General features: G+C 39.8%; 24 protein-coding genes. 9 read left to right on the plus strand and 15 right to left on the minus strand.

What is annotated here, in order from left to right; all coding sequences use genetic code 11:
• The first annotated feature begins 133 nt into the window (after positions 1-133).
• The gene (locus ACT3RM_RS09260; protein ID WP_441836644.1) at positions 134-1,489 is read left to right on the plus strand and encodes a M14 family zinc carboxypeptidase; all 1,356 of its coding nucleotides are present in this window, start codon (positions 134-136) and stop codon (positions 1,487-1,489) included.
• A gap of 88 nt (positions 1,490-1,577) precedes the next feature.
• Here the strand turns inward: ACT3RM_RS09260 and nqrM are convergent, their stop codons facing one another.
• The 11 genes from nqrM to ACT3RM_RS09315 all read right to left on the minus strand — a co-directional run bounded on the left by nqrM (position 1,578) and on the right by ACT3RM_RS09315 (position 11,452).
• On the minus strand, positions 1,578-1,790 hold the full coding sequence (gene nqrM, locus ACT3RM_RS09265) for a (Na+)-NQR maturation NqrM (protein ID WP_441836645.1): 213 nt from the start codon (positions 1,788-1,790) through the stop codon (positions 1,578-1,580).
• A gap of 82 nt (positions 1,791-1,872) precedes the next feature.
• Positions 1,873-2,904, minus strand: coding sequence for an FAD:protein FMN transferase (locus tag ACT3RM_RS09270; protein WP_441836646.1), 1,032 nt, complete (start codon positions 2,902-2,904; stop codon positions 1,873-1,875).
• Positions 2,905-3,026: 122 nt separating this feature from the next.
• Positions 3,027-4,253 (minus strand): NADH:ubiquinone reductase (Na(+)-transporting) subunit F, encoded by a 1,227-nt coding sequence (gene nqrF / locus ACT3RM_RS09275; RefSeq protein WP_441835270.1) that lies wholly within the window; start codon positions 4,251-4,253, stop codon positions 3,027-3,029.
• A 17-nt stretch (positions 4,254-4,270) separates the two neighbouring features.
• Positions 4,271-4,879 (minus strand): NADH:ubiquinone reductase (Na(+)-transporting) subunit E, encoded by a 609-nt coding sequence (gene nqrE, locus ACT3RM_RS09280; protein WP_441835269.1) that lies wholly within the window; start codon positions 4,877-4,879, stop codon positions 4,271-4,273.
• 10 nt (positions 4,880-4,889) lie between these two features.
• Positions 4,890-5,522: an NADH:ubiquinone reductase (Na(+)-transporting) subunit D gene (locus ACT3RM_RS09285; RefSeq protein WP_441835268.1), complete on the minus strand. Its 633-nt coding sequence runs from the start codon at positions 5,520-5,522 to the stop codon at positions 4,890-4,892.
• Entirely contained in the window at positions 5,522-6,274 is a 753-nt protein-coding gene (locus ACT3RM_RS09290) for a Na(+)-translocating NADH-quinone reductase subunit C (protein ID WP_441835267.1), read from the minus strand. The genes ACT3RM_RS09285 and ACT3RM_RS09290 overlap by 1 nt, the downstream gene beginning before the upstream one ends.
• A complete protein-coding gene (locus tag ACT3RM_RS09295) occupies positions 6,267-7,469 on the minus strand; it encodes an NADH:ubiquinone reductase (Na(+)-transporting) subunit B (RefSeq protein WP_441835266.1) in 1,203 nt (400 codons plus the stop codon). Before ACT3RM_RS09295 ends, ACT3RM_RS09290 begins: the two co-directional genes overlap by 8 nt.
• Before the next feature lie 4 nt (positions 7,470-7,473).
• Entirely contained in the window at positions 7,474-8,817 is a 1,344-nt protein-coding gene (locus tag ACT3RM_RS09300; protein ID WP_441835272.1) for a Na(+)-translocating NADH-quinone reductase subunit A, read from the minus strand.
• A gap of 380 nt (positions 8,818-9,197) precedes the next feature.
• Positions 9,198-10,391 carry an enoyl-ACP reductase FabV gene (gene fabV / locus ACT3RM_RS09305; protein WP_441835265.1) on the minus strand — a complete coding sequence of 398 codons (1,194 nt, stop codon included), beginning with the start codon at positions 10,389-10,391 and terminating at the stop codon, positions 9,198-9,200.
• A gap of 111 nt (positions 10,392-10,502) precedes the next feature.
• Positions 10,503-10,814 (minus strand): BolA family protein, encoded by a 312-nt coding sequence (locus ACT3RM_RS09310; protein ID WP_441835264.1) that lies wholly within the window; start codon positions 10,812-10,814, stop codon positions 10,503-10,505.
• A 47-nt stretch (positions 10,815-10,861) separates the two neighbouring features.
• The gene (locus tag ACT3RM_RS09315) at positions 10,862-11,452 is read right to left on the minus strand and encodes an alpha-ketoglutarate-dependent dioxygenase AlkB family protein (RefSeq protein ID WP_441835263.1); all 591 of its coding nucleotides are present in this window, start codon (positions 11,450-11,452) and stop codon (positions 10,862-10,864) included.
• Positions 11,453-11,494: 42 nt separating this feature from the next.
• On the opposite strand from ACT3RM_RS09315, the gene ACT3RM_RS09320 reads away from it, so the two are divergent.
• The 4 genes from ACT3RM_RS09320 to ACT3RM_RS09335 are packed head-to-tail and all read left to right on the plus strand — an operon-like array spanning position 11,495 to position 15,259.
• Positions 11,495-12,637 carry a methyltransferase gene (locus ACT3RM_RS09320; protein ID WP_441835271.1) on the plus strand — a complete coding sequence of 381 codons (1,143 nt, stop codon included), beginning with the start codon at positions 11,495-11,497 and terminating at the stop codon, positions 12,635-12,637.
• Positions 12,634-13,200 (plus strand): YajG family lipoprotein, encoded by a 567-nt coding sequence (locus ACT3RM_RS09325; RefSeq protein WP_441835262.1) that lies wholly within the window; start codon positions 12,634-12,636, stop codon positions 13,198-13,200. The genes ACT3RM_RS09320 and ACT3RM_RS09325 overlap by 4 nt, the downstream gene beginning before the upstream one ends.
• 2 nt (positions 13,201-13,202) lie before the next feature.
• The gene (locus tag ACT3RM_RS09330; protein ID WP_441835261.1) at positions 13,203-13,823 is read left to right on the plus strand and encodes a peptidylprolyl isomerase; all 621 of its coding nucleotides are present in this window, start codon (positions 13,203-13,205) and stop codon (positions 13,821-13,823) included.
• Positions 13,824-13,873: 50 nt separating this feature from the next.
• On the plus strand, positions 13,874-15,259 hold the full coding sequence (locus ACT3RM_RS09335) for an AmpG family muropeptide MFS transporter (protein WP_441994839.1): 1,386 nt from the start codon (positions 13,874-13,876) through the stop codon (positions 15,257-15,259).
• 84 nt (positions 15,260-15,343) lie between these two features.
• Here the strand turns inward: ACT3RM_RS09335 and ACT3RM_RS09340 are convergent, their stop codons facing one another.
• Positions 15,344-15,583: a helix-turn-helix domain-containing protein gene (locus ACT3RM_RS09340; protein WP_441835259.1), complete on the minus strand. Its 240-nt coding sequence runs from the start codon at positions 15,581-15,583 to the stop codon at positions 15,344-15,346.
• An 870-nt stretch (positions 15,584-16,453) separates the two neighbouring features.
• Positions 16,454-16,792, minus strand: coding sequence for an iron-sulfur cluster insertion protein ErpA (erpA, locus tag ACT3RM_RS09345; RefSeq protein ID WP_441835258.1), 339 nt, complete (start codon positions 16,790-16,792; stop codon positions 16,454-16,456).
• A 566-nt stretch (positions 16,793-17,358) separates the two neighbouring features.
• Between erpA and ACT3RM_RS09350 the strand changes: the two genes are divergently transcribed.
• The 4 genes from ACT3RM_RS09350 to hemL all read left to right on the plus strand — a co-directional run bounded on the left by ACT3RM_RS09350 (position 17,359) and on the right by hemL (position 21,928).
• The gene (locus ACT3RM_RS09350; RefSeq protein WP_441835257.1) at positions 17,359-19,038 is read left to right on the plus strand and encodes a chloride channel protein; all 1,680 of its coding nucleotides are present in this window, start codon (positions 17,359-17,361) and stop codon (positions 19,036-19,038) included.
• Between the two features lie 22 nt (positions 19,039-19,060).
• Positions 19,061-19,495: a CopD family protein gene (locus ACT3RM_RS09355; protein ID WP_441835256.1), complete on the plus strand. Its 435-nt coding sequence runs from the start codon at positions 19,061-19,063 to the stop codon at positions 19,493-19,495.
• A gap of 80 nt (positions 19,496-19,575) precedes the next feature.
• Positions 19,576-20,592: an aspartate carbamoyltransferase gene (locus tag ACT3RM_RS09360; protein ID WP_441835255.1), complete on the plus strand. Its 1,017-nt coding sequence runs from the start codon at positions 19,576-19,578 to the stop codon at positions 20,590-20,592.
• A 55-nt stretch (positions 20,593-20,647) separates the two neighbouring features.
• Positions 20,648-21,928 (plus strand): glutamate-1-semialdehyde 2,1-aminomutase, encoded by a 1,281-nt coding sequence (gene hemL, locus ACT3RM_RS09365; RefSeq protein ID WP_441835254.1) that lies wholly within the window; start codon positions 20,648-20,650, stop codon positions 21,926-21,928.
• A gap of 143 nt (positions 21,929-22,071) precedes the next feature.
• Here the strand turns inward: hemL and ACT3RM_RS09370 are convergent, their stop codons facing one another.
• Positions 22,072-22,335: a hypothetical protein gene (locus tag ACT3RM_RS09370; RefSeq protein WP_441835253.1), complete on the minus strand. Its 264-nt coding sequence runs from the start codon at positions 22,333-22,335 to the stop codon at positions 22,072-22,074.
• 58 nt (positions 22,336-22,393) lie between these two features.
• Positions 22,394-24,668: TonB-dependent receptor domain-containing protein (locus ACT3RM_RS09375; RefSeq protein ID WP_441996740.1), on the minus strand; the 2,275-nt coding region annotated here is incomplete at its 5' end.

Consider the following 24,668-nt stretch of genomic DNA (forward strand, 5'->3'; position numbering starts at 1 on the left):
ACTTCAAGCTAGATAAAGCTATTATTTATTATGAGTTATATAGCAGGTTTGTTTTTAAGGATATTTTTTAGACGCACACATTTAAATATTATATTCTTTATAAAAATCTAAATAAGAATATTAGGATGCAATGATGACACGTAAATTTTTTTTAACTTTGACACTGAGCTTTTCTTTTATAGCAAGCGCTGTACCTATTACTGATTTCGAAACGCAAGGACTAAATAAACCGGCAATTAAGCACAGTGATATCACCCCTCTTTTAACTCAATTTTCAGCTCATCCGACAATCAAAACTAAAAACTTGGGGAAGTCTTACTTAGGACAACCTATAGATGCTCTATACATTGGCTCTGGACCAATCAAGATAATGATGTGGAGCCAAATGCATGGCGATGAAAATACCGCTACAGCTGCGCTCATGGACTTTTTAGGTTACATTACAGATGATAAAAACAAGCAATGGCGCACTAGCTGGCAAGATAAAATTTCATTAATGATTATTCCAATGCTCAACCCTGACGGCGCACAAAAGCAAACTCGCTATAATGCTCAAGGCATTGATTTAAATCGTGATGCAAAAGCCCAGCGCACCCTAGAAGGCAAAATATTAATGGCTGCAGCTAAAGAGTTCAAACCGCACTTTGGCTTTAACCTTCATGATCAAAACCCATACTACGGCGTAGGTCCTAAAGGCAAGCCTGCAACTATTTCAGTATTAGCACCAGCTTATAATAACGCTCGCGAAATTAACAAAAGCCGTGGTAACGCTATGCAGTTAATTGCACACTTAAGCGATAGTGTTGAGCAACATATTCCTAATCACTTAGCCAAATATAACGATAGTTATTCATATCGCAGCTTCGGCGATACCTTTTCAGAAATGGGTATCAGTACTATTTTGATTGAGTCAGGTGCTTATGCTGATGATCCAAATCGCCAAGTTGCCCGCAAGGTTAACCGTGTGATGTATAAAGATGCCGTAGATTCACTAGCTTCAGGCACTTGGCAACAACAAAAAGTCGCAACTTATAATGCAATCCCCTTTAATGAAAGTAATGCATGGGTTGATTTACTGATTGATAATGTCAATGTTATAAACAAGCAAGGCGATTACGCTATTGATATCGCCATCAACAATAAAGGAATTTACCCACGTATAAATGAGCTTGGCGATATTAGTAGTATTCGCCAAGGTTTTAGTGAACTTGATGCTAGCAAGCTAACCTTTAGTATAGGATCGGCTTATTCATTAAAAGAGCCACTAACACTGACCAACGAAAGTTACCGCACTTTGCTAAAAGAAGGCTACAGCTGTTTCTCAGGAGATCCCACGCTACTAAATAACCAAAGTGACTGGTTAAGCTACTCATGCGCTAAGAATGCGTCTGCGCTACCTGCTCTTCACAGCAGCGCCGCTTTTTTACTTAAAAATAATAAGCATCAAGCTGAATATGCTGTGCTTGGCAGTAAACTAGTTGAGCTATAGTTGTTTAACACAAAAAAAGCGCCTCAAGGCGCTTTTTTTTAATACTTTGCATGTAGTGCTTACAAGTATTCTTATAATTGAAGAGCGGTTAAAAGATTTGGTTTTCTTTCCACACTTGCTCTTTAGCCATACGCTTTTTGCGCTTGTCGCATGGGTCGTCACAGTCACAAGCTTTATCAATACCGACAGAGCCTAGACCACCACAACTGCTGGCCATTGATTTCTTTTGCACTATCATACCCACAGCCATTGCTGCGACAATTAAAATTAGTAAACAAAAAGTAAGAAGAAAAAGTGACATTGCTTAGCCCCTATTATTCAGCAACAAAATAACACTCAGCAAGTCGCTGAGCTAAATGTATTATAAACCGCTTTGCGCTTTGCTACAAATATGGTTTGAATGCAGGACTTGAATAAGTCACCAAACCGTCATTCGATTTAGATATAAGATACACCGCTAAATCGTGCTTTTGTGCGTACTCTTGCGCTTTTTCCGTACCCATTATAGTCAGTGCCGTTGCTAAGCCATCTGCGGTCATTGCTGATGGATGTAATACAGTTACTGACACTAAGTCATGACGACTCGGCATGCCTGTCCTCGGATCAATCAAATGGCTATACGTTTCACCATCCATTTCGTAAAAAATACGATAGTCGCCAGAAGTAGCAATGCCATTTGTACCAGGATTAAGTACTTTGTGTACCGAGCGCGCTCCCGTAGATGCGTCTGGTTGCTCGATGGCTATTTTCCAGTTGATATTGTTTGCTTTTATTCCTGAAACTCGAAGCTCTCCGCCAATTTCAACCATATAATTACTTAAATCATGGCTTTCTAATAGCTCAGCTACTTTATCAATACCGTAGCCTTTGGCGGTTGCAGAAAACGACAACTCTAAGCCGGTTCTCGTTTTTGCTAAACCCTGCTCTGTTAAAACAAGCTTATCAATCCCAATATTGCCTGTCATTGCAGCAAGCTCAGCATCACTTGGACGCTTAGTGGGCTTTTTATCCGGGCCAAACCCCCATAAATCAATTAGCGGCCCCATGGTTACATCAAGGGTTTTAGTTGACTCACCAAGGCGTATTGACTCACTCACAACCGCTCTAAAGTCATCACTAATAGGCATAACCTGCCCCGCAGGGAGCTGATTAAACTGGTTTATTTCTGAGTCGCTAATATAGGTCGACATCGATTGGTTAATATTTTTTAGAAGCTCATTTACCTCTGGCAGTAAATTGAGTGAATCTAACTTTTCTTGTTTAGCAAACACTTTAATATGGAAAGTGGTGCCCATGGTTTCACCTTCAAGATATAACTCTTGAGGTTCATCATTTTGGCCACAGCCAGCAATGAATAAAGCACATGTTAAAAAAAATAAGGCAATAATGCCCTGAGTGGAGGAAACTTTATTCATAGCAGCCTACTTAGGTAATAAAAATAAAAATAAAAATAAAAAAAGCCTCATAACACTAGGTGCTACGAGGCAGGTCTTTTACCTAAAACTAAACAGTTTTGGTATCAGTGTTATTGCAAATGTTAGCCACCAAAGTCATCAAGTAAAATGTTCTCTTCCTCAACACCTAAGTCTTTAAGTAGAGTGATAACAGCTGCGTTCATCATTGGAGGACCACACATGTAGTACTCACAATCTTCTGGCGCTTCGTGATCTTTTAAATAGTTTTCGTATAACACATTATGAATAAAGCCTGTGTAACCTTCCCAGTTATCTTCTGGTTGTGGATCAGACAATGCTGTATGCCATACAAAGTTGTCATTTTCAGCGGCTAGGCCGTCAAAATCTTCAACATAAAACATTTCACGCTCAGAACGAGCACCATACCAAAAGCTTATCTTACGCTTAGAGTTTAAGCGTTTAAGTTGGTCAAAGATATGTGAACGCATCGGCGCCATACCAGCACCACCGCCAACAAAAACCATTTCAGCTTCGGTTTGCTTTGCAAAGAACTCACCAAATGGACCAGAGATAGTCACTTTATCGCCTTTTGTTAGTGACCAAATGTACGATGACATTTTGCCACAAGGTAAGCTTAAATCTCTTGGTGGTGGAGCAGCAATACGCACGTTAAGCATAATGATGCCTTCTTCTTCCGGATAGTTAGCCATTGAGTAAGCACGAATTGTTTCTTCGTCTACTTTTGACTCCAGGTCAAAGAAACCAAATTGATTCCAATCGCTACGGTACTCTTCTGGTACATCGAAATCAGCATATTTAATGTGATGCGCAGGGGCTTCTATTTGAATATAACCACCGGCACGAAACGGCACTGATTCGCCATCAGGAATTTGTAATACAAGTTCTTTAATGAACGTTGCTTTGTTATCGTTAGAGATAACTTCACAATCCCACTTTTTAACACCGAAAATTGACTCTTCGAGTTCAATTTCCATGTCGTTCTTAACATTAACCTGACACGCTAAACGACAGCCTTCACGGGCCTCACCTTTAGAAATATGATCAAGCTCTGTTGGTAAGATATCACCGCCACCTTCTTTGATGTTAACGCGACATTGGCCACAAGAGCCACCGCCACCACATGCAGATGATACGAAAATACCTGACTCAGATAGTGCCCCTAAAAGCTTGCTACCCGCAGATGTTGTAATGGCTTTATCTGGATCGCCATTTACGCCGATGATAATGTCGCCGCTTGCAACTAACTGAGATTTAGCACCAATGATGACTAAAACTAGCAGTACAACGATAGCGATAAAAACACCAACGCCTAAGAAAATCTCATTCATGATTTATCCTCGCTACCTTACAGTGAAATACCAGAGAATGACATAAAGCCAAGCCCCATCAGACCCACAGTGATAAAGGTAATACCTAAACCACGTAAGCCATCTGGCACGTCTGAATATTTCATTTTCTCACGGATACCAGCAAGTAATGTAATTGCCAGCGCCCAACCTACACCAGAACCGATACCATAGACCACAGACTCGCTGAAGTTATAGTTACGTTCAACCATGAAAGATACTGCACCAAAGATTGCACAGTTAACTGTGATCAACGGTAAAAAGATACCTAACGCGTTATAAAGTGAAGGGAAGAACTTATCTAATACCATTTCAAGAATTTGCACCAGTGCTGCAATAACACCAATGAAAGTTAAGAAACGTAAGAAGCTAAGATCCGCTTCAGGGTAACCAAGCCAATCGAGAGCACCAGGTGCAAGAACCGCATGATAAACCAAGTTATTAACCGGTACTGAAATACCCAGCACCACGATAACTGCCACACCTAGGCCGATAGACGTTGTTACTTTCTTTGATACTGCAAGGAAAGTACACATACCTAAGAAGAAGGCTAAAGCTAAGTTTTCAATAAAAACCGCTTTTACAAATAAACTAATATAATGTTCCACTGTTCGCCCCTTACGCTTTCGCTTCTACTTGGTCTTTCTTATAAGTACGAAGTACCCATATGAATAAACCAATGATGAAGAATGCACTCGGTGGTAAAATCAATAGACCCATAGGCTGATACCAACCACCATTTTGTACTAATGGGATAATATCAACACCGAATAGCGAACCTTTACCAAATAATTCACGAATAAAGCCCACTGTTAATAGCACGACTGAGTAGCCTAAACCATTACCAATACCATCAAGAAATGACATAATTGGTGGTGACTTCATTGCATATGCTTCAGCACGGCCCATTACGATACAGTTAGTAATGATTAGACCAACAAATACCGAAAGCTCTTTTGCCGTAGCATAAGAGAATGCTTGTAGTACTTGGTCTACCACAATTACCAATGATGCAATGATAGTCATTTGCACGATAATACGTACAGATGAAGGAATATGATTACGAATAGATGAGATAAACAAGCTCGAAAAACCAGTTACCAGCGTCAATGCGATTGACATGATTAAGGCATTTTTTAAACTTGAAGTAACCGCAAGCGCTGAACAAATACCAAGTACTTGTAGTGCGATTGGGTTATTTGCGAATACCGGGCCAAATAGGACCGACTTCATTTCTTTAGTATCAGCCATTATTTCAACGCTCCTTTACGTACTTTCTCAAGGAAAGGACCAAAGCCGTGCTCACCAGTCCAAAAATCAACTGTATTATCAACACCGTTTGACGTTAGTGTGGCACCTGATAAGCCATCAATTTTATGCTCATTATTCGCACCACTTTTAACAACATCGATAGGTAATTCTTTACCTTTCCATTTTGCAGTCCATTGTGGGTTTTGAATTTCGCCACCAAGACCGGGTGTTTCGCTATGCTTATAAAAGTTGATATCTCTAAGTGTTTCGCCATCGCTTTCAAGCGCTAAGAAACCATACATAATACCCCAAAGGCCATAACCTTGGATGGGTAAAATGATCGCATCAGTTGAACCATCTTCTTTTTTAGATAAGTACACAGGTGAATTTTCAGTCATACGCTGAATACCAGCTATGTCTTTAATACCCTCTTCTTTCAATGCAAAGCTGATCTCTTGATCAAATTTACTTTTCTCGAAGTCGAATGAGTTAGGATCAACATCCTCAACAAACTCGCCGGTTTTCATATCTACAACACGGGCTTCAATTTTAGCGTTAAAGGTTTCAGCTACATCAGTAACTTGATTAACACCTGCTGCCGCTAAGATATTTTTTTGAATATCTTGTGTTTTATTAGCTTGCTGTAAAGGGCGAAGCTGAACTGAAGCAAACGATACGATAACTGCACACACTAAACATAGTGCAACAACAACTCCTAGCGTCTTGCCGATTGATTCGTTATTACTAGACATTACGTGCCAACCTCCGCTTAATATTAGCTTGCACTACAAAGTGATCAAATAATGGTGCAAATAAGTTAGCAAATAAAATCGCTAGCATCATACCTTCAGGGAAAGCAGGGTTAACTACGCGGATCATCACTACCATAACACCAATCAATGCGCCATAAGCAAACTTTGCTTTATTACTAAATGAGGCTGAAACTGGATCAGTCGCCATAAAGAACATACCAAACGCAAAACCACCTAACACTAGATGCCAGTGCCAAGGCATAGCAAATACAGGGTTAGTGTCTGAGCCAATCGCATTTAATAAAAATGCCGTTGCAACCATACCTAGGAATACACCTAGTACGATACGCCACGAAGCTATACGCACATAAACAAGGAACAAACCACCGAACAATATTGCAAGTGTTGATGTTTCGCCCATTGAACCTTGGATGAAGCCATAAAACGCATCCCACCAAAGAGCCATATTGCTGTAATCAAGTGACCCTACAAACGCTTGACCAAGCATAGTCGCGCCAGAGAACGAATCTACTGCGGTCCATACTGTGTCACCTGAAATTTGTGCAGGGTATGCGAAGAATAAAAACGCACGACCCGCTAATGCAGGGTTTAGGAAGTTACGGCCAGTACCACCAAATATTTCTTTAGCGATTACCACACCAAATGTAATACCTAACGCAACTTGCCATAAAGGAATCGTTGCAGGAAGGATAAGTGCGAATAATACCGAAGTTACAAAGAAACCTTCGTTTACTTCATGTTTACGCACTGAGGCAAATATTACTTCCCAAAAACCACCTACAGCGAATGTTACTGCATAGATAGGGAGGAAGAAGCATGCCCCGTAAAACATTTTTGCGCCCCAACCTGACTCAGCGGTTAACTCACCACCAAATAGTTGGAACAAACCAACCTGCCAAGAGTTTGCAAGTTCAAAACCTTGTGCAATTGCTCCAGCAGCCTGATGACCAATATTGAACATACCAAAAAACATGGCTGGGAACGTCGCCATCCACACTAAAATCATCATGCGTTTTAGGTCGATGTTATCACGAACGTGTGTCGCGCCTTTATTTACATAGCCTGGGGTATAAAAAATAGTTGCCGCTGCTTCATACAGCGCATAAAATTTTTCATGTTTACCACCAGCTTCAAAATGCGGCTCGATATCTTCTAGAAATTTCTTTAAACCCATCTCTCTAGCCTTCCTTCTCGATCGTTGTTAAGCAATCGCGTAGGATGGAACCATACTCGTACTTGCCCGGACAAACGAAGGTACATAACGCTAAATCTTCTTCATCAAGCTCAAGCGCACCCAGTGCAATCGCACCATCTAAATCACGGGCAATTAAGTCGCGTAATAAAAGTGTTGGCAAGATATCTAGCGGCATAACACGCTCATAGCTGCCAATTGGCACCATGGCACGTTTTGAACCACCAGTAGAAGTTGTCATATCAAAACGACGGTTTGGCATTAGATGAGACAAGAAGGTTCTAGTTACAGAGAACTTGTCGCTTCCAGGTCTGATCCAACCAAACAATTCTTTTTCACGCCCTTCAAGTAATACTGATACTTGAACATGGTAGCGACCTAAGAACGCTTGAGGACCTGCAGAAATAGCACCCGATAAAACAGAACCAGAAATAACACGGTTATCACCGTCTTCTAACTCTCCAGCAACTAAATCATCCATCGCTGCACCTAGTTGAGTTTTAACTAAACGAGGATTTTTAACACGAGGGCCGCCTAAAGCAATTACGCGATCAGTAAAGATCTCGCCAGTTAGGAATAATTGACCATACGCTATAACGTCTTGGTAACCAATATGCCAAACTTGTTTGCTCGCTGAAACAGCGTCTAAATGATGAATATGTGTGCCAACAAGGCCAGCTGGGTGTTTGCCATCAAAATCATGTACTTCTACTTGAGCAATTGATGAACTTGGCACTTGGCTGCCTGCTTGTTTACAAACAAATACTTTACCATCAGTCAAACGCGATACAACGGCTAAACCCGCTTCAAATGCAGCTGCATTTTCAGCAATGATAACCGCAGGATCTGCAGCTAACGGGTTAGTGTCGATAGCGGTCACAAAAATTGAACTCGGATTTGCATCCACTGCCGCAATTTTGCTAAATGGCCGGGCACGAAGCGCCGTCCACTGACCTGACTGGATTAGTACTTCTTTAGCTTTTTCGCGGTCTAAGCTCGAAAGCTCATCAGCCGAGAAAGAGTCAAAGGTGATTTGCTCACTGCCATTTATTTCAATAACAACAGATTGCAGCACACGTTTTGCACCACGATTAATTTCTTTTACTGTGCCAGAAGCTGGTGCAGTAAATAGGACGCCTGGGTTCTTTTTATCTTCAAAAAGTACCTGGCCTTTTTTCACTTGGTCATCCACACGAACATGCATGGTTGGACGCATACCAATAAACTCTTCACCTAGCACAGCTACACGTTTGACGGTAGAACCATCATGAATAACTTGCTGAGGTGCGCCCTCTAAGGGTAAATCCAGACCTTTTTTTATATTGATCATACGCACTTGCACTACATTAACGGAAAGAAACTGAAAAATCATACCAACCACGTCGCATTTCGGTTAATCAAGCCAAATGCACACTCGCATAGACCCGCTCGTTTAACCATAAAACCAGCAACGCAGTAAACTCCTCATATATATTGCGCGAATTTTAACATCAATCAGGGTCACTATGCGAGTGTAAATATAAAAATTATACGGTAGATAGGATTATTTTTTACAATCTATCACTCTGAATAAAATTCAATATAGACCAAAGTGGTATTGCTGGCGAGGAAGTGGGAATTAAACGAATCCTGTTTATTTTGTAGGGTTAACCTCTAAATTAAGATAATAAAAAAGTCGCCTCAGCGACTTTTTCAAATAAACAAAATAAATTAATCGATCATATTCGTAATTGGCGCTATTGGGTCAACTTCTTGCTCGTAATCAACACTATCAATGCCAAAACCAAATAATCGTAAAAACTCATTATGGTAACCAACATAATCGGTTAATTCATCAATTGACTCTGTAGTAACTGAATCCCAAACAGTTTGAATACGCGCTTGCACGTCATCTTCTAACTCTTTGTAGTTTTGGAATAAGTGACCACCGTCATCAAAGCGTGGCGAGTCACCGTATAAGTTTTCAGAAAACAAAGCATGAATTTGCTCAATAGTACCTTCGTAGGTGCCATCTGCTTTCATTACTTTAAATAATGCAGAAATATACAAAGGCATAATTGGAATAGCCGAGCTTGCTTGTGTTACTACTGCATTTAACGAAGAAACATACGCTTCGCCGTTTAATGCTTTCGTCGATTCTTTAATAGCAACTGTTGCACGGTCTAAATCCTCTTTAGCTTTACCGATAGTGGCGTGACCGTAAATTGGCCATGTTAACTCTTTACCAATATAAGTGTACGCACTGGTTTTAAAGTTATCAGCCAATACATCAGCTTCTTTAAGTGCGTTAATCCACATTTCCCAATCTTCGCCACCCATTACTTTAATGGTGTTGTCTATATCATCTTGGCTCGCCGCTTCTACGGTAACTTCATCGATTTCACGTTTTGAGGTGTTTAGATTTTTAGTGGTGACTGCACTACCAATTGGCTTAAGTGTTGATGTATATGTCTCACCGGTATTTGGATCAGTACGACGCGGCGAGGCTAAGCTATAAATAACACAATCGATTTTACCTAGGTCAGCTTTAATGGTATCAATTGCTTTTTGCTTAATTTCGTTCGAAAACGCATCACCATTAATATTTTTAGACCAAAGCCCTGCTTCATCAGCTGCATTTTGAAAAGCTGCAGTGTTATACCAACCTGCTGAACCTGTTTTACGTTCGGTGCCTTCTTTTTCAAAGAAAATACCTAAAGTTTTAGCATCACCACCAAATGCAGCTGTAATGCGTGATGCTAGGCCATAACCTGTTGATGCACCAATAACTAAAACATTTTTAGGCGCACTTTTTAATGCCCCTTGTTGTTTTACGTAATTAATTTGTTCTTGTACATGCTCTGCACAGCCAACTGGGTGGGCGTTAGTACAGATAAATCCACGAATTTTAGGCTTAATGACCATTGATCATCCTATATCTATCACATTAAAAATTAGCGCTAGTTTAAAGGCTAATAGCAAAAATACAGGTCTGATCAGTAAATAAGAATGCAAATACTGATCACACCGTCTTCATTAATCGACCTTTGAGCCACCTAAACAAGCCGGTGAGTCTGCCACTTCATTATCTTGCTCATCAAATTCTTCAGGGGTAAATGTGTGAATCGCTAGTGCATGTATATGCTTAGCTAGCTCATCTTTTAGCGCTTCGTTTACCTCACGATGGCGCTGTAATAAACGTTTACCGCTAAACTGTTCGCTCACCACAATCACCTTAAAGTGTGAATCGCTGCCGCGGCTGTGCATGTGGCTTTCATTTATGACATTAAGATGTTTACAGGCAATCGATTGCGCTAATTTGCTTTGTATTTGTTGTTGCATTGACATAATTTAAGCTCATTATACATAATTGTAGCGTTACTATATCAATTTGCTTATAAAATTACATACCGAAATGTAAGATTTATTCGCGGATGAGTTAGGCGTTTCTGCTTAGGTAAAGCATGCATATAATCTTGTTGGCTGGTGCCATTCATCATCAAACAACTGCCACTTTGTAAATTAATAGTATAAATAGCATTACTAATTTTATGCTTTATTTTAAAAGGTCGCTCTGCCCCAAGCGAAACAGATGCGATTGTTGGCTCTACCCCCAACTCTTTTTCATTGTCGCTATGCCATCCCATCGAGTCATTACCATCACGGTATAAGTTAACCAATAGGGCATTAAAAGGGACTTTATACTGAAAAATTAAGCGCTTGCGCATGGCATCCAGTACTTCAGGCCAAGGTTCAACATTTGGCGTCGTTCCCGAATAACCATAACTAACTAGCTTATCAGCGATAAAACATTCCAAACGAGGAATGGATTGGGTTTTACCAAAAAGCGTAATGTTAGGCTGCTGCCAATTAAGGTTATCTCGTAAAAAATAGAATAAATCGAGGCTTTTTTGCGCACTTATTGCTTTTGCTTGATAAGAAAAGCCATTTGGTAAGTAATTAGGGTTGGCGTTTTGCCGTTGCATGTTAGAATTTACCTACTTTTGTTTACTGATCACAAAACCATGATGACCACTCAAGTACAGCTCGGCGAAAATACTTATACTCTTGAACGCTTTCCATTGGATCAAAAAAATCGCAGTTTACAGGCGTGGGATTCTGGTGATGAATACCTTATCAATTATGTAGCAGAACATCACCCTGATTGTCGTTCTTTATTAATTTTAAACGACAGTTTTGGCGCACTTGCTTGTGCATTTAATAAGTTAACGGTTTGTTCAGTAAACGACTCGTATATTAGCCATCAAGCCGCAGCCTATAATTTAGCTGAAAACAAATTAAGCACCGCGAAATTTAGTCAACTTGATAGTTTATCGGCGTTACCATCAGACATAGATTTAGTATTAATTAAAGTTCCACGTAACGTTGGTTTTTTGCAGTACCAGCTATCGGAGTTAAGCGACATACTGACTAAAGGCACCCCTGTTATTGCAGCAGGGAAAACAAAAGATATACATAATTCGACCATCAAAGCGTTTGAACACTTTATTGGCGAAACTAAAACTAGTTTAGCGGTTAAAAAATCACGCTTGATCATAAGTCATGCTCAGTATGATTATAAAGCGTCTGAATTTCCAGTTACCTGGGAGCTTGAAAAAACCGAGTTTAACATTAGCAATCATGCCAATGTGTTTTCTCGTGATTCTTTAGATATAGGCGCACGGTTCTTTTTTAATTATTTACCGCAAACCAGTAAATCAAAAAAAATTATTGATTTAGGTTGTGGTAATGGTGTGGTGGGCTTAATGACACTTAGCCGCTGCCCAAGCGCCGAACTAACATTTGTAGATGAGTCGTACATGGCCGTTGAATCTGCACGGCTAACAATAGAAAATAATTTACCTGAGCGGTTTGAAAGCTGTGAGTTTATTGAAAATGACTGCCTCAGTAATTTTGACCGTGAAAGTGTTGATATCGTGCTGTGCAACCCACCCTTTCACCAAGCACAAGCTGTTACTGACCATATTGCATGGCAAATGTTTAAACAAGCAAAAGATACATTAAAAAATGGTGGTGAATTACGCATTATTGGTAATCGTCACTTAGATTATCATGACAAGCTTAAACGCATGTTTGGTAATTGCACACTGTTAGGTTCGAATAAGAAATTTGTAGTTTTAAGCTCAACTAAAAATAATGGAACGCTATGAAAATCCAGCTGCTAAAGTTTATACTTGCATGCTCTGCCTTTGCGACTATTTCAGCATGTAGCAATCAACCTAATCAGGTTATTTTGAACCCTGTATATAAAGGCGGCCAGTTAAGCAACATTAAACAAAGCCTCAGCACCAGCGTGATTGATTTACGTGGTGAAACCGCGACATTAAAAATAATTGACTCAGACAAAACTAAAACTCTTGCTAGCCAAGGGCTAACAGCGTCAATAAAAAGCACTTTAGACACTGCCCTAAGCCGAAATGGAGCAAGAATTTCAAACCTTGCAACGACGCGTTTTGAAGTTGATATTCATGCACTGCAAGCCGTGGTTACAGAAAAAATGATGAGCCACACTAGCCGAGCAACGATTGAATTCGGTCTACGAGTGATAAATAACTCGAGCAATTTCAGTAAAGTATATCGTGGTAGTGCAAACCTAGAAGGGCCACTCAGTCATGACCGAGCAAAAATTGAAGGCCAGCTCAATAAGTTGACTGAACAACTAATTACCCGCATGGTAACAGATTCAGAATTACTCGAATTTTTAGAAGGTTAAATATGAAACGCTTTTTTATGGTTAGTTTTTTGTTACTTTTTGCGTATAACGCGCAAGCTGCACAGGAAGGCCATTTTGTGCAAAAAGACAATATTTTCCCACGCGTTGAGATTGTTACCACGCTTGGTAATATTACTGTTGAACTCGACCGTTCTCGTGCGCCCATTACCGTCAATAACTTTTTAACTTACGTTGCTGATGGTAGTTACCAAGGCACGGTATTCCACCGTATTGAACGTGACGTAGAAAATGACCGCGACTTTGTGATTCAAGGCGGCGGTTATGATAAAAAATACGATGGTGTGTATGAAGGCGACCCTATTTTTAACGAAAGTGGGAATGGCCTTAAAAACGATATGTACAGTATTGCGATGGCCTACCAAGATCGCGAACCGCATTCAGGCACTCGGCAATTCTTTTTTAACATGGATAACAACGACCATCTAAACCCTGGTCGTGATTGGGGTTTTGCTGTATTCGGTAATGTCATGGAAGGCTATGAAACTTTAGACAAAATAATGAAAGTTGAAACCGGCTTTAACGATAAAATAGGTTACGATTTTGTACCCAAAAAGCCTGTTGTTATTTTAAATATTAAAATATTAGACCCAACTCCGTTATAACCTAATGTATGCGCAGCTTGGCTGCGCTTATTGACTGCCATGAAGGCCGCATGAATAAATCAATCTCACTTTCTGAATACTTTAGCTACTTCAAAGATAAGCGTCTGATCAACGTGTTTATTTTTGGTATGAGCAGCGGTTTCCCTTGGGTTTTAATCGGCTCAGTGATGTCGGCATGGTTACAAGATGAAGGGATGAGCCGTGGCATGATTGGCTTATTTGGTATTGTCTTTGGCGCTTACAGCATCAACTTTTTGTGGTCGCCATTAGTTGACCGTATCAAGCTGCCTTTTTTATACAATTGGCTTGGTCAACGCCGCAGCTGGATACTTCTTTGCCAGTGTTTTATTTTACTTGGCGTAATATTACTTGCGGGTTTAGATATTACCGCCGACTTAGGTATCGCAGCCGCGCTTTGTTTATTAATTGCTATCGCTTCTGCCACCCAAGACATTGCCATTGATGCTTTTAGGATTGATACCCTCGCGGAAAGCGAAAGCCACAAAGCCACAGCAGCAGCAGCAATGGCAACATCGGGCTGGTGGAGCGGCTATGCATTATTAGGTGCTATCCCATTTTATATGGCTGATATGCCAGGCATTGATTGGCCACAAGTTTATTATATTTTAGCCGGTTTAATGCTGCTATTAATGAGCAGCGTATTTTGGGCTAAAGAACCAGAGTCAAATCGCGAAGCAGTACACGCCGAACTGGAGCGCCAATATCAGCAAAAATTACCCAGCTCCAATAATTCCCATTTAAGTAAAGTATTTGCTTGGCTTGCCGTCACCGTTATCGACCCATTTAGAACCTTCTTTGCTCGTAATGGCGTTAAAACAGCCCTCGCGTTATTAGCATTTATCTTTTTATTTAAAATTGGCGAAGCTTTTTTAGCGAGAATGTCTATTGTATTCTATAAAGAAGTAGGCTTTTCAAACACCCAGATAGCTAACTATTCTAAATTAGGTACTGGCCTTATTACTATTATATTTGCTTTTTTAGGCAGTATTTTTAATCATAAATACGGTATTGTTAAAGGCTTATTTATTAGTGGTGTGGCTATGGCTGTCTCTAATTTAATGTTTTCATGGATAGCGCTTGCAGGCCCACAAGAACATTTATATGCTATTGCAGTTGTTGTTGATGGATTCACGCAAGCATGGTCTTTAGTGGCGATGGTGGCATTTATATCAATGCTCTGTAATCGCGCATTTAGTGCTACCCACTATGCATTATTGGCATCTTTAGGTAATTTAGGCAGAACCTTACTATCAAGTTACAGTGGCGTGGTCATTGATGATTGGCTGGCAGGTAATTGGTCGCTATTTTTTCTTTTAACCGCACTAATGGTGTTACCGTCGTTAACCTTTTTATATATAATAAGACATAAACTCTACCAACTTGAAAACAGTTACCATGGTCAACAAAGTAGTTAAAGATATTAATAAGAGTAGGATTCTTTGAATAGACGAGTGCATCCTTGCACCTCATTGGTATAAGTTGAATAAACTGGGAGTAATTTAGTCTTCTTTTAGTAAGCCTAACCCTTCATATGGGTCAACTTCTAACGCATCACAGTAGCGTAAAAATTCAATCACATCTAAACGACGCTCTTGGTTTTCAACTTTACCAATAAATGAATGCGGTGTACCAAGAACTTGAGCAAGGCTACGCATTGTATGGCCTTTCTCATGACGTTTAGTTTTAAGCCACTTTGTTAATTTTGAATTTTCTTCAGAAGAAACTGTTTTACCCATCATAAAAAACATCTCCTACTAGATGATTTAAAGTTAACCATACCAATTGTATTGAATTAATGATCGATTATTGCGACAGAGAAGTGGTTCAATAACACGGAAAAATAATGATATATAGTTGCTCTGTGCAATTGCTCCTGTATTGCTCTACTTTAATACATCCATGTAATCACATATAAATAAGCTTTAACGCAGTTAATGAGCTGTTTATATTCGACAATGATCATATTTTAATAAAATTGGTATACATACCAGAGTGAAATTTTGTCCGCCTCACTCTTAAAGACATTGTATACTATTAGCAATTGCGGGAAGTAACTAATTACAAGCAACATACTATTTTTAGGTATAGACTCTAACGACACACTAACCTAGCCCAATAACTAATATTAAAGCAAATACTCCAAAATTAATTCCAATTTAATGTAACAAAAAATTTATATAATTGAACCTATTTGTGATAATTTATTTTTCGTGTATTAGCCTAAATCTGTGCTTAAATAGAAGGTATATTAATTTTAGTTAGGTGATTAGATGTTTAGATTATTGTTTTTATTACCGATTGTACTTTGCGTTGGTTGGTACTTTTTTCTTAAACAAAATAATGTTCCAATAAAAAAAGGCAAGAAAGGTTTTGCTTATATTTTAGGCTTTTCTGTATTTGTGCTGGGATTTTTTGTGTTGATGATCCAAATAACAGAATTTAGATAATTAGCACACTACATAAGCGTTGCACCTGTAGCTTACTAAAACTTTTTACAGTAAATAATGGGTAATACAAGCAAACAAGGTAATAACTGGTTGATACTTTAAACCAACAGGTACAAAAAAGCCGCTTCAAAGCGGCTTAGTTTACACTGTATTTTTTTATCACTATACGCTAAAACTAGCGCCACACCCGCACGTGGTTGTCGCATTAGGATTATTAACGAAGAAGCGAGCTCCTTCAAGTCCTTCTGTGTAATCAACCGTGCCATCGACTAAGTATTGGATACTCATCGGATCAATAACTAGCATTACGCCATTTTTAACGATTTCTAAATCACCTGGGTTGGCTTTTTCATCAAAGGTAAAGCCATATTGAAAACCAGAACAACCACCACCTGTTACGTAAACACGCAGTTTTAGTTCAGGATTCTCTTCTTCGTCGATTAATTGTTTTACACGTACAGCAGCTGCTTCGCTGAATTTAATCGGTAATTCTTCTGACATACCAAACCCCTCAATTCCTATATTGCCGTGATTATCTAATACCCGAGTGTTTTAATCAAGTATAGCGCAAAGTAATGCTTAAAAAATGGCTAAGCACTTCTTCTTGAGCTATATTTATTTTAAAAATCGCCTTTTTATTATTAGCTGTATTTTTTAAAAGTTAAGGCCACCGTAACGAACCCTATAAAACCGCATTTTGTATCATCTGTTTGGTGCTAACGGCTAAGTAAGTACAAATAGCGATGCAATGAATTATTAAGACAATTTGTATCCTATAAACAACTGGGCAGTAGGAGCATCAAGTAGCAGCGAACATAAGCTACGTAACTTCCATGATAACGCAATAAACTTTGATACACGGCTCTAAAGGTTAATGAAATAATGTACACAAGCGTGAAAAACAGCTCAGACTAACGAAAAAATGGTAAACTTTAATCGCCCAATTAACTATTCAGTAGCATATAATTTATGCCAGCGAAAACCCTCACTTTTTTGCAAAGTCCCAACGACTTAGCCAGCATCATTTGCTAAACTGCGGTCTGAAAAAGTGCGATGAGGAAAAATGCATGTGGCTTGAAGCGCTAAGGCGTCTACTAGCAAAGCCTAGAACATCAGTACAGATGTGCTTACTGGGAGTAAGCACAGGATTGGTTGCTGCGTTTTTAATTATTTTATTTCGCCTCACTATCTTGTTCTTCCAAGGCTTATTTTTAGAAACCCCTGACGACTTCACTACGCTGCCAACACTTGAGCGAGTGCTGCTGCCTATTATTGCCGCTTTTTTAATTGCTTTATTTGCCGCATTTACTGGTTTTAAACACTACCGTTTGGGTATTCCGTTTGTAATTCATCGTATTAAACGCTACTACGGCCACATGCCTATTTACAACACTGTAAATCAATTTGTTGGTGGTGCTTTAGCTCTTATTAGTGGTTTTTCGGTTGGCCGTGAAGGCCCATCAGTACATATAGGAGCAACAGGTGCTAGCTTACTCGCTGATAAACTGCATTTACCTCATAATGCCATGCGTACCTTAAGTGGCTGCGGTATTGCAGCGGGTATTGCCGCGTCATTTAACACCCCGTTGGCTGCGGTTATTTTTGTTATGGAAGTCGTACTTAGGGAATATAAAGTACATATTTTCGTACCTATTATGCTTGCGGCCGTCACCGGTGCTTTAGCCACTCAATTTGTTTTTGGTAATGCCTCAGAGCTTGCGCTTATTGTTGTTAATCCTCTCAGTGGCTGGCACTATCCGTTTTTAATTTTATTTGGTATGGCACTCGGTGCAGTGGCTTTTGCATTTAATCAAAACTTGATGCTGATCATTCGTACCTTTAAACCATTAAGTATGTTCCCGCGCCTATTAATTGCGGGGATAATTGCCGGGGGCATTGCGTATTTAGTGCCACAAGCTATGGGTTCAGGAATGAGCGCAATTACCCTTGCCATTGAAACACCGAACAATGTGCAACTGTTAACCACTATTTTAATCGCCAAATTACTAGCCACCTTATTTGCTATTGGCTTAGGTATTCCAGGCGGGATTATCGGCCCGGTTATTGGGCTTGGCGTTTTAATGGGGACTTTAATGGCATTTTTTGCCCAGTTTATTAGTCCTGAAGTGGATATAGCAGGCACCTATAGTGTACTTGGAATGGCAGGGCTTTTGGCTGCCACCTTGCATGCGCCTCTTGCGGCTCTCACCACTGTGATGGAGCTAACTTCAAGCCCAGAAATTATTGTTCCTGCGATGCTAGTTATATCAGCGGCTTATGTAACCGCTTTACAAGTGTTTGGTAATCGTTCTATATTTTTACAGCAGCTTGATTTTCAAGGTTTAGAATATCAAATATCTCCCGCAACTGAGGCCTTACAAAAGGTCGGAGTGATTGCTGAAATGGACGAAAATTTTAAGTTACTTTACTCAAATGATAAAGAACAAATAAAATCTACGTTAGATGCAGTAAATAGCCAAACACCATTGATTGTTTATGATGAAGACAACGGCTATCAGTTGGCGGAGTATGATTTGAGCTTAATGTCTGATCAAAGCATAAATATAAAATATGTCTCACTGCAAGGTGTTAGTAGCCAAGCCACCCTTGCGGATGCGTTTGACTTATTAAAAGATAAACGTGGTGGCGCCGTGTATGTTTATAACCTACTCGACAATCAACAAATTATGGGGATTATGCGCTGGGATAAAATCAGTCACATTCTGACCATAAGAAACAGTTTATAATAATTTAACGAAACGGAGTCACATGACTGCTTTATTAGTTTATAAATCCTTACATGTCTTTTTTATGATTGCATGGTTTGCAGGGATTTTTTACCTGCCTCGATTATTTGTTTACCACGCCATGAGTGAAGAAAAAGCGTGCAACTCCATGCTTAAAGTAATGGAACGTCGGCTATTATACTTTGTTACGCCATTTGCCATATTAACTGCTGTTTTTGGTATACTTACTATTGTAGAGTATGGCCGCGAATGGTTTAAGTACAGCATGTGGCTGCACTACAAGTTAGTGCTGGTGATTGTGCTTTACCTTTATCATGCTTATTGCTTTAAGTTATTAAGTGATTTTAAGCACGATAGAAACACGCGTAGCCATCGTTTTTATCGCCTATTCAACGAGCTTCCGGTGCTTATACTATTAGTCATCGTCTTTTTAGCCATCACTAAACCTAGCTTGTAAAAAATTTGCTATAGTAGCGCGGATTGCGAGGCCATATTAATTGTGCGCTTCGCCCTTTTTAAATGTGATAGGAAAACCCCATGTTAAGTTTCCAAGGTGAAAATATTCTTTCTGTCAATCAGCTCGATCGCGACTGTATTGAACGTATTTTTGCAGTTGCCAAAAAAATGGAGCCTTATGCTAAAAAACAAAAGCGCACCAATGTATTGGAGGGCGCAATCTTAGCAAATTTATTTTTTGAGCCCAGTACCCGAACCCGTGTAAGCTTTGGAACTGCGTTTAATTTATTGGGCGGGTTAGTCCGAGAAACCACCGGCATGCAAAGCTCTGCATTGGCTAAAGGTGAGTCACTATACGACACTGCTCGAGTTATTTCGGCCTACGCGGATACAGTCGCTATGCGTCATCCTGACTCTGGCTCAGTAGCCGAATTTGCAACTGGCTGTAGTGTCCCTGTAATTAACGGTGGAGATGGTGCCAATGAGCATCCAACACAAGCATTACTGGATTTACTAACCATTGAGCGCGAACTAAATCGTTTTGCGCAAAATATCGATGGCATGCATATCGCGCTAGTCGGTGATTTAAAATATGGCCGCACCGTCCACTCATTATCAAAGCTACTATGCCATTACAAAGATATTAAATTTTCAATGGTCGCGCCTGATGGTTTGCAAATGCCGACCTCTATTTTAGATGCGGTTGATAACGCCGGCCATAAAATTGAAATTGTAAATAAGATGGAAGGTAATCTTGCGGCCGATATTGTTTATCAAACGCGTATTCAAGAAGAACGATTCCCTTCACAAGAAGAGGCAAACAAATACCGTGGCGGCTTTAGAATTAGCCAATCAATCTATAACGCTCATTGCAAACCAAACTCGGTACTAATGCACCCTTTACCTCGTGACAGTCGTCTTGAAGCCAACGAGCTTGATAACGATTTAAATCTCAATGACAATTTAGCTATTTTCCGCCAAGTACAAAATGGCGTATTAATTCGCATGGCACTTTTTGCACTGACTTTAGATGTTGCAGATAAAGTTGACCAATATGAAATGACGGTGCCATGGTTTAGCCGTAAACAAAATAGCTAAACAGATACTAATGCCGATTTTTTAATTTAAACATGACAACTCAATAGGATTTTTCATGACTATTAGCCAAGATTTATTTGACCGCGCCCAAGCTTCAATTCCAGGTGGCGTAAACTCACCGGTTCGTGCTTTTAATGGAGTTGGCGGCACACCTTTATTTATCACTAAAGCACAAGGGCCGTTCACATTTGATGCAGATGGTAATCGTTATATTGATTATGTAGGCTCGTGGGGGCCAATGATCATGGGCCATAATCACCCTGCTATTAAACAAGCTGTACTTGAAGCAGTTGAAAACGGCCTAAGCTATGGCGCACCAACTGAAACAGAAACTTTCATGGCTGAGAAAGTAAAGCAACTCGTACCATCAATTGAAAAAGTCCGCATGGTAAACTCTGGCACTGAAGCAACAATGAGTGCAATTCGTTTAGCACGTGGCTTTACCGGCCGAGACAAAATTTTAAAATTTGAAGGTTGCTACCACGGCCACGCTGACTCATTACTTGTTAAAGCTGGTTCTGGCGCACTGACTATGGGCGTGCCAAATTCACCGGGGATCCCTGAGGACTTTGCTAAACATACGCTAACAGTATCGTTTAATAATCTTGATGAAGTAAAAGCTATTTTTGAAAAGTACGCAGACGAAATCGCCTGTATCATTGTTGAACCCGTTGCCGGTAACATGAACTGTATTCCCCCTGTTGAAGGTTTCTTAGAGGGCTTGCGGGCAGTCTGTGATGAGTACAAATCAGTACTTATTTTTGATGAAGTAATGACCGGCTTTCGCGTAGCTCTTGGCGGTGCACAATCTTATTACAACATCACCCCAGATTTAACCTGTTTAGGTAAAGTTATTGGCGGTGGAATGCCTGTTGGTGCATTTGGCGGTAAAATTGAAATAATGGATTATATTGCCCCTGTAGGCCCGGTTTATCAAGCAGGTACCTTGTCAGGCAACCCAATCGCAATGGCTGCCGGCCTAAAAGCCTTAGAGTTAATTGAACAAACTAACTTACATGACGATCTTGAAGCAAAATCAAAAGCCTTATGTGAAGGCTTTGAGGCGGGAGCAAAAGAAGCCGGTATACCACTTACCACAAACTACGCGGGCGGTATGTATGGCTTTTTCTTCACTGAACAAGAAAAAGTAACTACTTACCAACAAGCTACGCAGTGTGATCTAGAGCGCTTTAAAAAATTCTTCCATTTAATGCTTGAAGAAGGTGTATATTTAGCACCTTCTTCGTTTGAAGCTGGTTTTGTTTGCTCAGAGCACTCTGAACAAGAAATTAGCGACACTATTGCCGCCGCTAAACGCGCATTTGCTAAACTTTAATCGGCAAACTAATTAAAACATAGATATAAAAAAAGCCCGAAAGGGCTTTTTTTATATACAAACAGTATCAAAGAAAACACATAGCAAGCTATGACTCACCACCTAAATATTTATACTTAAAGACACCGAGATAACAGTAATGTTTAATCATTCTGGGAGCCCGCAGAGCTTCTTTGAGATCTTAACATTTCTTTAGCTTGAGCTTCATCTCTTTTGATTTGTTCACTTGTACGACAGCGCTTTTTTTTGAACTTAGTGCCTGTAATAATCTCTTGCTCGCATTTATACCCACTTGCACTTCTGACTACTTCAGTCTCTATATTTGATGACTCAGCTGCCACTTTATCTTGGGAGGTAGTACACCCACAAAGAATTAAAGACATGCTGAGTAATATAATACTTTTCATTTTATTCCTATAAAATAAAGCCAAACAGATCACTCTGTTTGGCTTTATTATTTAACTATTAATTAAAGCTATAAGTAAAACCTGCAAATAAATAGCGCCCTAGTGCATCATACGAACCCGGGAAAATATTACCATTAGCAATACCTGATGGGCCGTTAGGTATTAGTGGCGGGGTGACATCAAATACATTATTAATACCCGCTCTTAAACTAATATCAGAGGCCACGTTCCAACTACCTGCCAAATCAAAATATGTTTGTGCATTAAGCGATGTTGGCCCAGCTACAACTTCATTTTGTTGATTACGTGTATATTCATCGGCATCACCAAAATAGCGTACTTTAGCAGTTATGTTTGCATCCCATGGCGTTATCCATGTTGCACTTAAATTTGTACGTAACTCAGGCATCGGCGCACCACAAACAGCACGATCCCAATAACCTACACAATCATCCGTATCACCGCCAGGTAAATTTTGAACCGAATATGTATCCAGCCACGTACCTATTAACGTAAAGCGCATAGCACCTAAATCATCAAGTGAATAGCGATATGAAATATCAAAATCTACCCCTGCAGTTTCAACTTTACCAATGTTAATATCTGTTGCTGTAATGGCATTACTACCGATCCATAACGAACCTGTACTTGGGTCCCGATTAATTAAATCACAAAACTCATCATTGCCATTAACAGCACATTCATTATGAATTGTTGCTTCAGGTATCGCTTGGATAGCATCATTTACTGTTATGTTAAAATAATCAATAGCGATATCTAGGTTATCAATTGGTGACAATAAAAGGCCAAATGAGTAGGTGTCTGATTTTTCGGGTGATAAGTCAGGATTACCACCTGTAACAGAATTATATTGTCCTGCATCATTTATTAGTGCATTTGAACCATACTGATTTGCAGTAACACCGGTTCTAGCACATTGTTCTTGTGTAAGTGGATTCTCTGCACCAGCTCCACATGGGTCTTCCCAGTTAAATAGCCCGATTCCTGATGGTCTAAATAAATCACGAACATTACCTGCTCGTACCGCTCGTTGATAACTCGCTCTTAAGCCCACCTGTTCATTAAAGCGCACATCAAAGGCTGTTTTATAGGTGTCAGTTTGCTTATCAGTAGAGTAGTCTGAGTATCTATAAGCAAGCTCTAAGGTAATATACTCAGCATATGAAGTATCTTCTATAAGCGGAATGTTTAATTCTGTAAAAAATTCACTCACATCAAATTCACCAGTCACGCCGCTCGTTGGTCCGCCTTGGCCAGCACCATCTCCAGATGTAAAGTTACTATCGGGATTTAAGGTTAGGTACTCCTTACGATGCTCAAGACCAAACACAACACCTACACCTGTTGATGTACCAGGAACAACCACGCCAGCATCAGTTAAATCACCAGTAACATAGCCGCTTAATTGTTTAGTCTTTGTATCTCCTCGAGAGTAAAGTGGGATAGTTAAATAATCTAACTGGCTTTGATCTATTTGACTAGGGTTGAATACATTCCAAGGTACACAAGAGGGATCTGATCCATCAACAACTGACTGACATACTATATTGCCGTCACCATCTTCGACAGCTTGCAGTGCACGCCCAATACGTGTAATTGATAAATCATTCTGATAAGTTTGAATATAAGCAACAGAACCAAAGTTCATAAATGCATCATACGTCCAATCATCGTTTATTTCGCCTCTAATACCCAACACAAAGCGAGAGGAAGTATGGCGTAAGTCATCTTGTCTAGCCCCCCCTTCTACATTACGTTTTCCCACAAACATAGAAACAGAATCATCTACCCCTAAACCTTGAGTTACACATAATTTATTATATTGTTGCTCCGATAAAAAAGGGTTATTACACTGAACATTAACAGGCGAATTAAAGAAAGAACCTGAAGGGGCAATTTGCGCTACAGTTCTATCATCCATATAACTCATTTCTGTATATACAGTATGAGAGTCGCTCAAATCATAATGCCCTGTAACACCAAAAGTTTTACGAGTATCAGGACGTTGAAAGTAGTTAAGCGGCCCGTAGTTATAAAGTAAGCCATCACGATCTACAAATGTATTTCCATCGGTTGTCAAATCAAATGTATCAAAGTCAGTAAACCTACCTGTAGGTATTGTACTAGATCCTGCACACACTCGTTCGCCATCGCTATTAATATCCATTGCACAAGCACTATAATCACGGTTATTTTGTGTAACTGCATCAACTTCACGTAGTGTTGCATAAGCCGTTAAATTGCCACGCCCATCTGCAGAATTAACCCCTAGTAATACCGAAAAATCATGGGTATTACCATCTGTAACATTT

Source organism: Pseudoalteromonas sp. AOP7-A1-14, assembly GCF_052376275.1.
GTDB lineage: Bacteria > Pseudomonadota > Gammaproteobacteria > Enterobacterales > Alteromonadaceae > Pseudoalteromonas.

Excerpts from the sequence above, each read along its gene's own strand:
- ACT3RM_RS09285 (WP_441835268.1), bottom strand. The coding sequence starts at position 5,522 with ATGGCTGATACTAAAGAAATGAAGTCGGTCCTATTTGGCCCGGTATTC.
- ACT3RM_RS09335 (WP_441994839.1), top strand. The coding sequence starts at position 13,874 with ATGAATAAATCAATCTCACTTTCTGAATACTTTAGCTACTTCAAAGAT.
- ACT3RM_RS09330 (WP_441835261.1), top strand. The coding sequence starts at position 13,203 with ATGAAACGCTTTTTTATGGTTAGTTTTTTGTTACTTTTTGCGTATAAC.
- ACT3RM_RS09355 (WP_441835256.1), top strand. The coding sequence starts at position 19,061 with ATGACTGCTTTATTAGTTTATAAATCCTTACATGTCTTTTTTATGATT.
- ACT3RM_RS09320 (WP_441835271.1), top strand. The coding sequence starts at position 11,495 with ATGACCACTCAAGTACAGCTCGGCGAAAATACTTATACTCTTGAACGC.
- ACT3RM_RS09290 (WP_441835267.1), bottom strand. The coding sequence starts at position 6,274 with ATGTCTAGTAATAACGAATCAATCGGCAAGACGCTAGGAGTTGTTGTT.
- nqrF (WP_441835270.1), bottom strand. The coding sequence starts at position 4,253 with ATGAATGAGATTTTCTTAGGCGTTGGTGTTTTTATCGCTATCGTTGTA.
- ACT3RM_RS09310 (WP_441835264.1), bottom strand. The coding sequence starts at position 10,814 with ATGTCAATGCAACAACAAATACAAAGCAAATTAGCGCAATCGATTGCC.
- ACT3RM_RS09315 (WP_441835263.1), bottom strand. The coding sequence starts at position 11,452 with ATGCAACGGCAAAACGCCAACCCTAATTACTTACCAAATGGCTTTTCT.
- ACT3RM_RS09360 (WP_441835255.1), top strand. The coding sequence starts at position 19,576 with ATGTTAAGTTTCCAAGGTGAAAATATTCTTTCTGTCAATCAGCTCGAT.
- ACT3RM_RS09270 (WP_441836646.1), bottom strand. The coding sequence starts at position 2,904 with ATGAATAAAGTTTCCTCCACTCAGGGCATTATTGCCTTATTTTTTTTA.
- erpA (WP_441835258.1), bottom strand. The coding sequence starts at position 16,792 with ATGTCAGAAGAATTACCGATTAAATTCAGCGAAGCAGCTGCTGTACGT.
- ACT3RM_RS09295 (WP_441835266.1), bottom strand. The coding sequence starts at position 7,469 with ATGGGTTTAAAGAAATTTCTAGAAGATATCGAGCCGCATTTTGAAGCT.
- ACT3RM_RS09300 (WP_441835272.1), bottom strand. The coding sequence starts at position 8,817 with ATGATCAATATAAAAAAAGGTCTGGATTTACCCTTAGAGGGCGCACCT.
- fabV (WP_441835265.1), bottom strand. The coding sequence starts at position 10,391 with ATGGTCATTAAGCCTAAAATTCGTGGATTTATCTGTACTAACGCCCAC.
- hemL (WP_441835254.1), top strand. The coding sequence starts at position 20,648 with ATGACTATTAGCCAAGATTTATTTGACCGCGCCCAAGCTTCAATTCCA.
- nqrM (WP_441836645.1), bottom strand. The coding sequence starts at position 1,790 with ATGTCACTTTTTCTTCTTACTTTTTGTTTACTAATTTTAATTGTCGCA.
- ACT3RM_RS09340 (WP_441835259.1), bottom strand. The coding sequence starts at position 15,583 with ATGATGGGTAAAACAGTTTCTTCTGAAGAAAATTCAAAATTAACAAAG.
- ACT3RM_RS09370 (WP_441835253.1), bottom strand. The coding sequence starts at position 22,335 with ATGAAAAGTATTATATTACTCAGCATGTCTTTAATTCTTTGTGGGTGT.
- ACT3RM_RS09325 (WP_441835262.1), top strand. The coding sequence starts at position 12,634 with ATGAAAATCCAGCTGCTAAAGTTTATACTTGCATGCTCTGCCTTTGCG.
- ACT3RM_RS09350 (WP_441835257.1), top strand. The coding sequence starts at position 17,359 with ATGTGGCTTGAAGCGCTAAGGCGTCTACTAGCAAAGCCTAGAACATCA.
- ACT3RM_RS09260 (WP_441836644.1), top strand. The coding sequence starts at position 134 with ATGACACGTAAATTTTTTTTAACTTTGACACTGAGCTTTTCTTTTATA.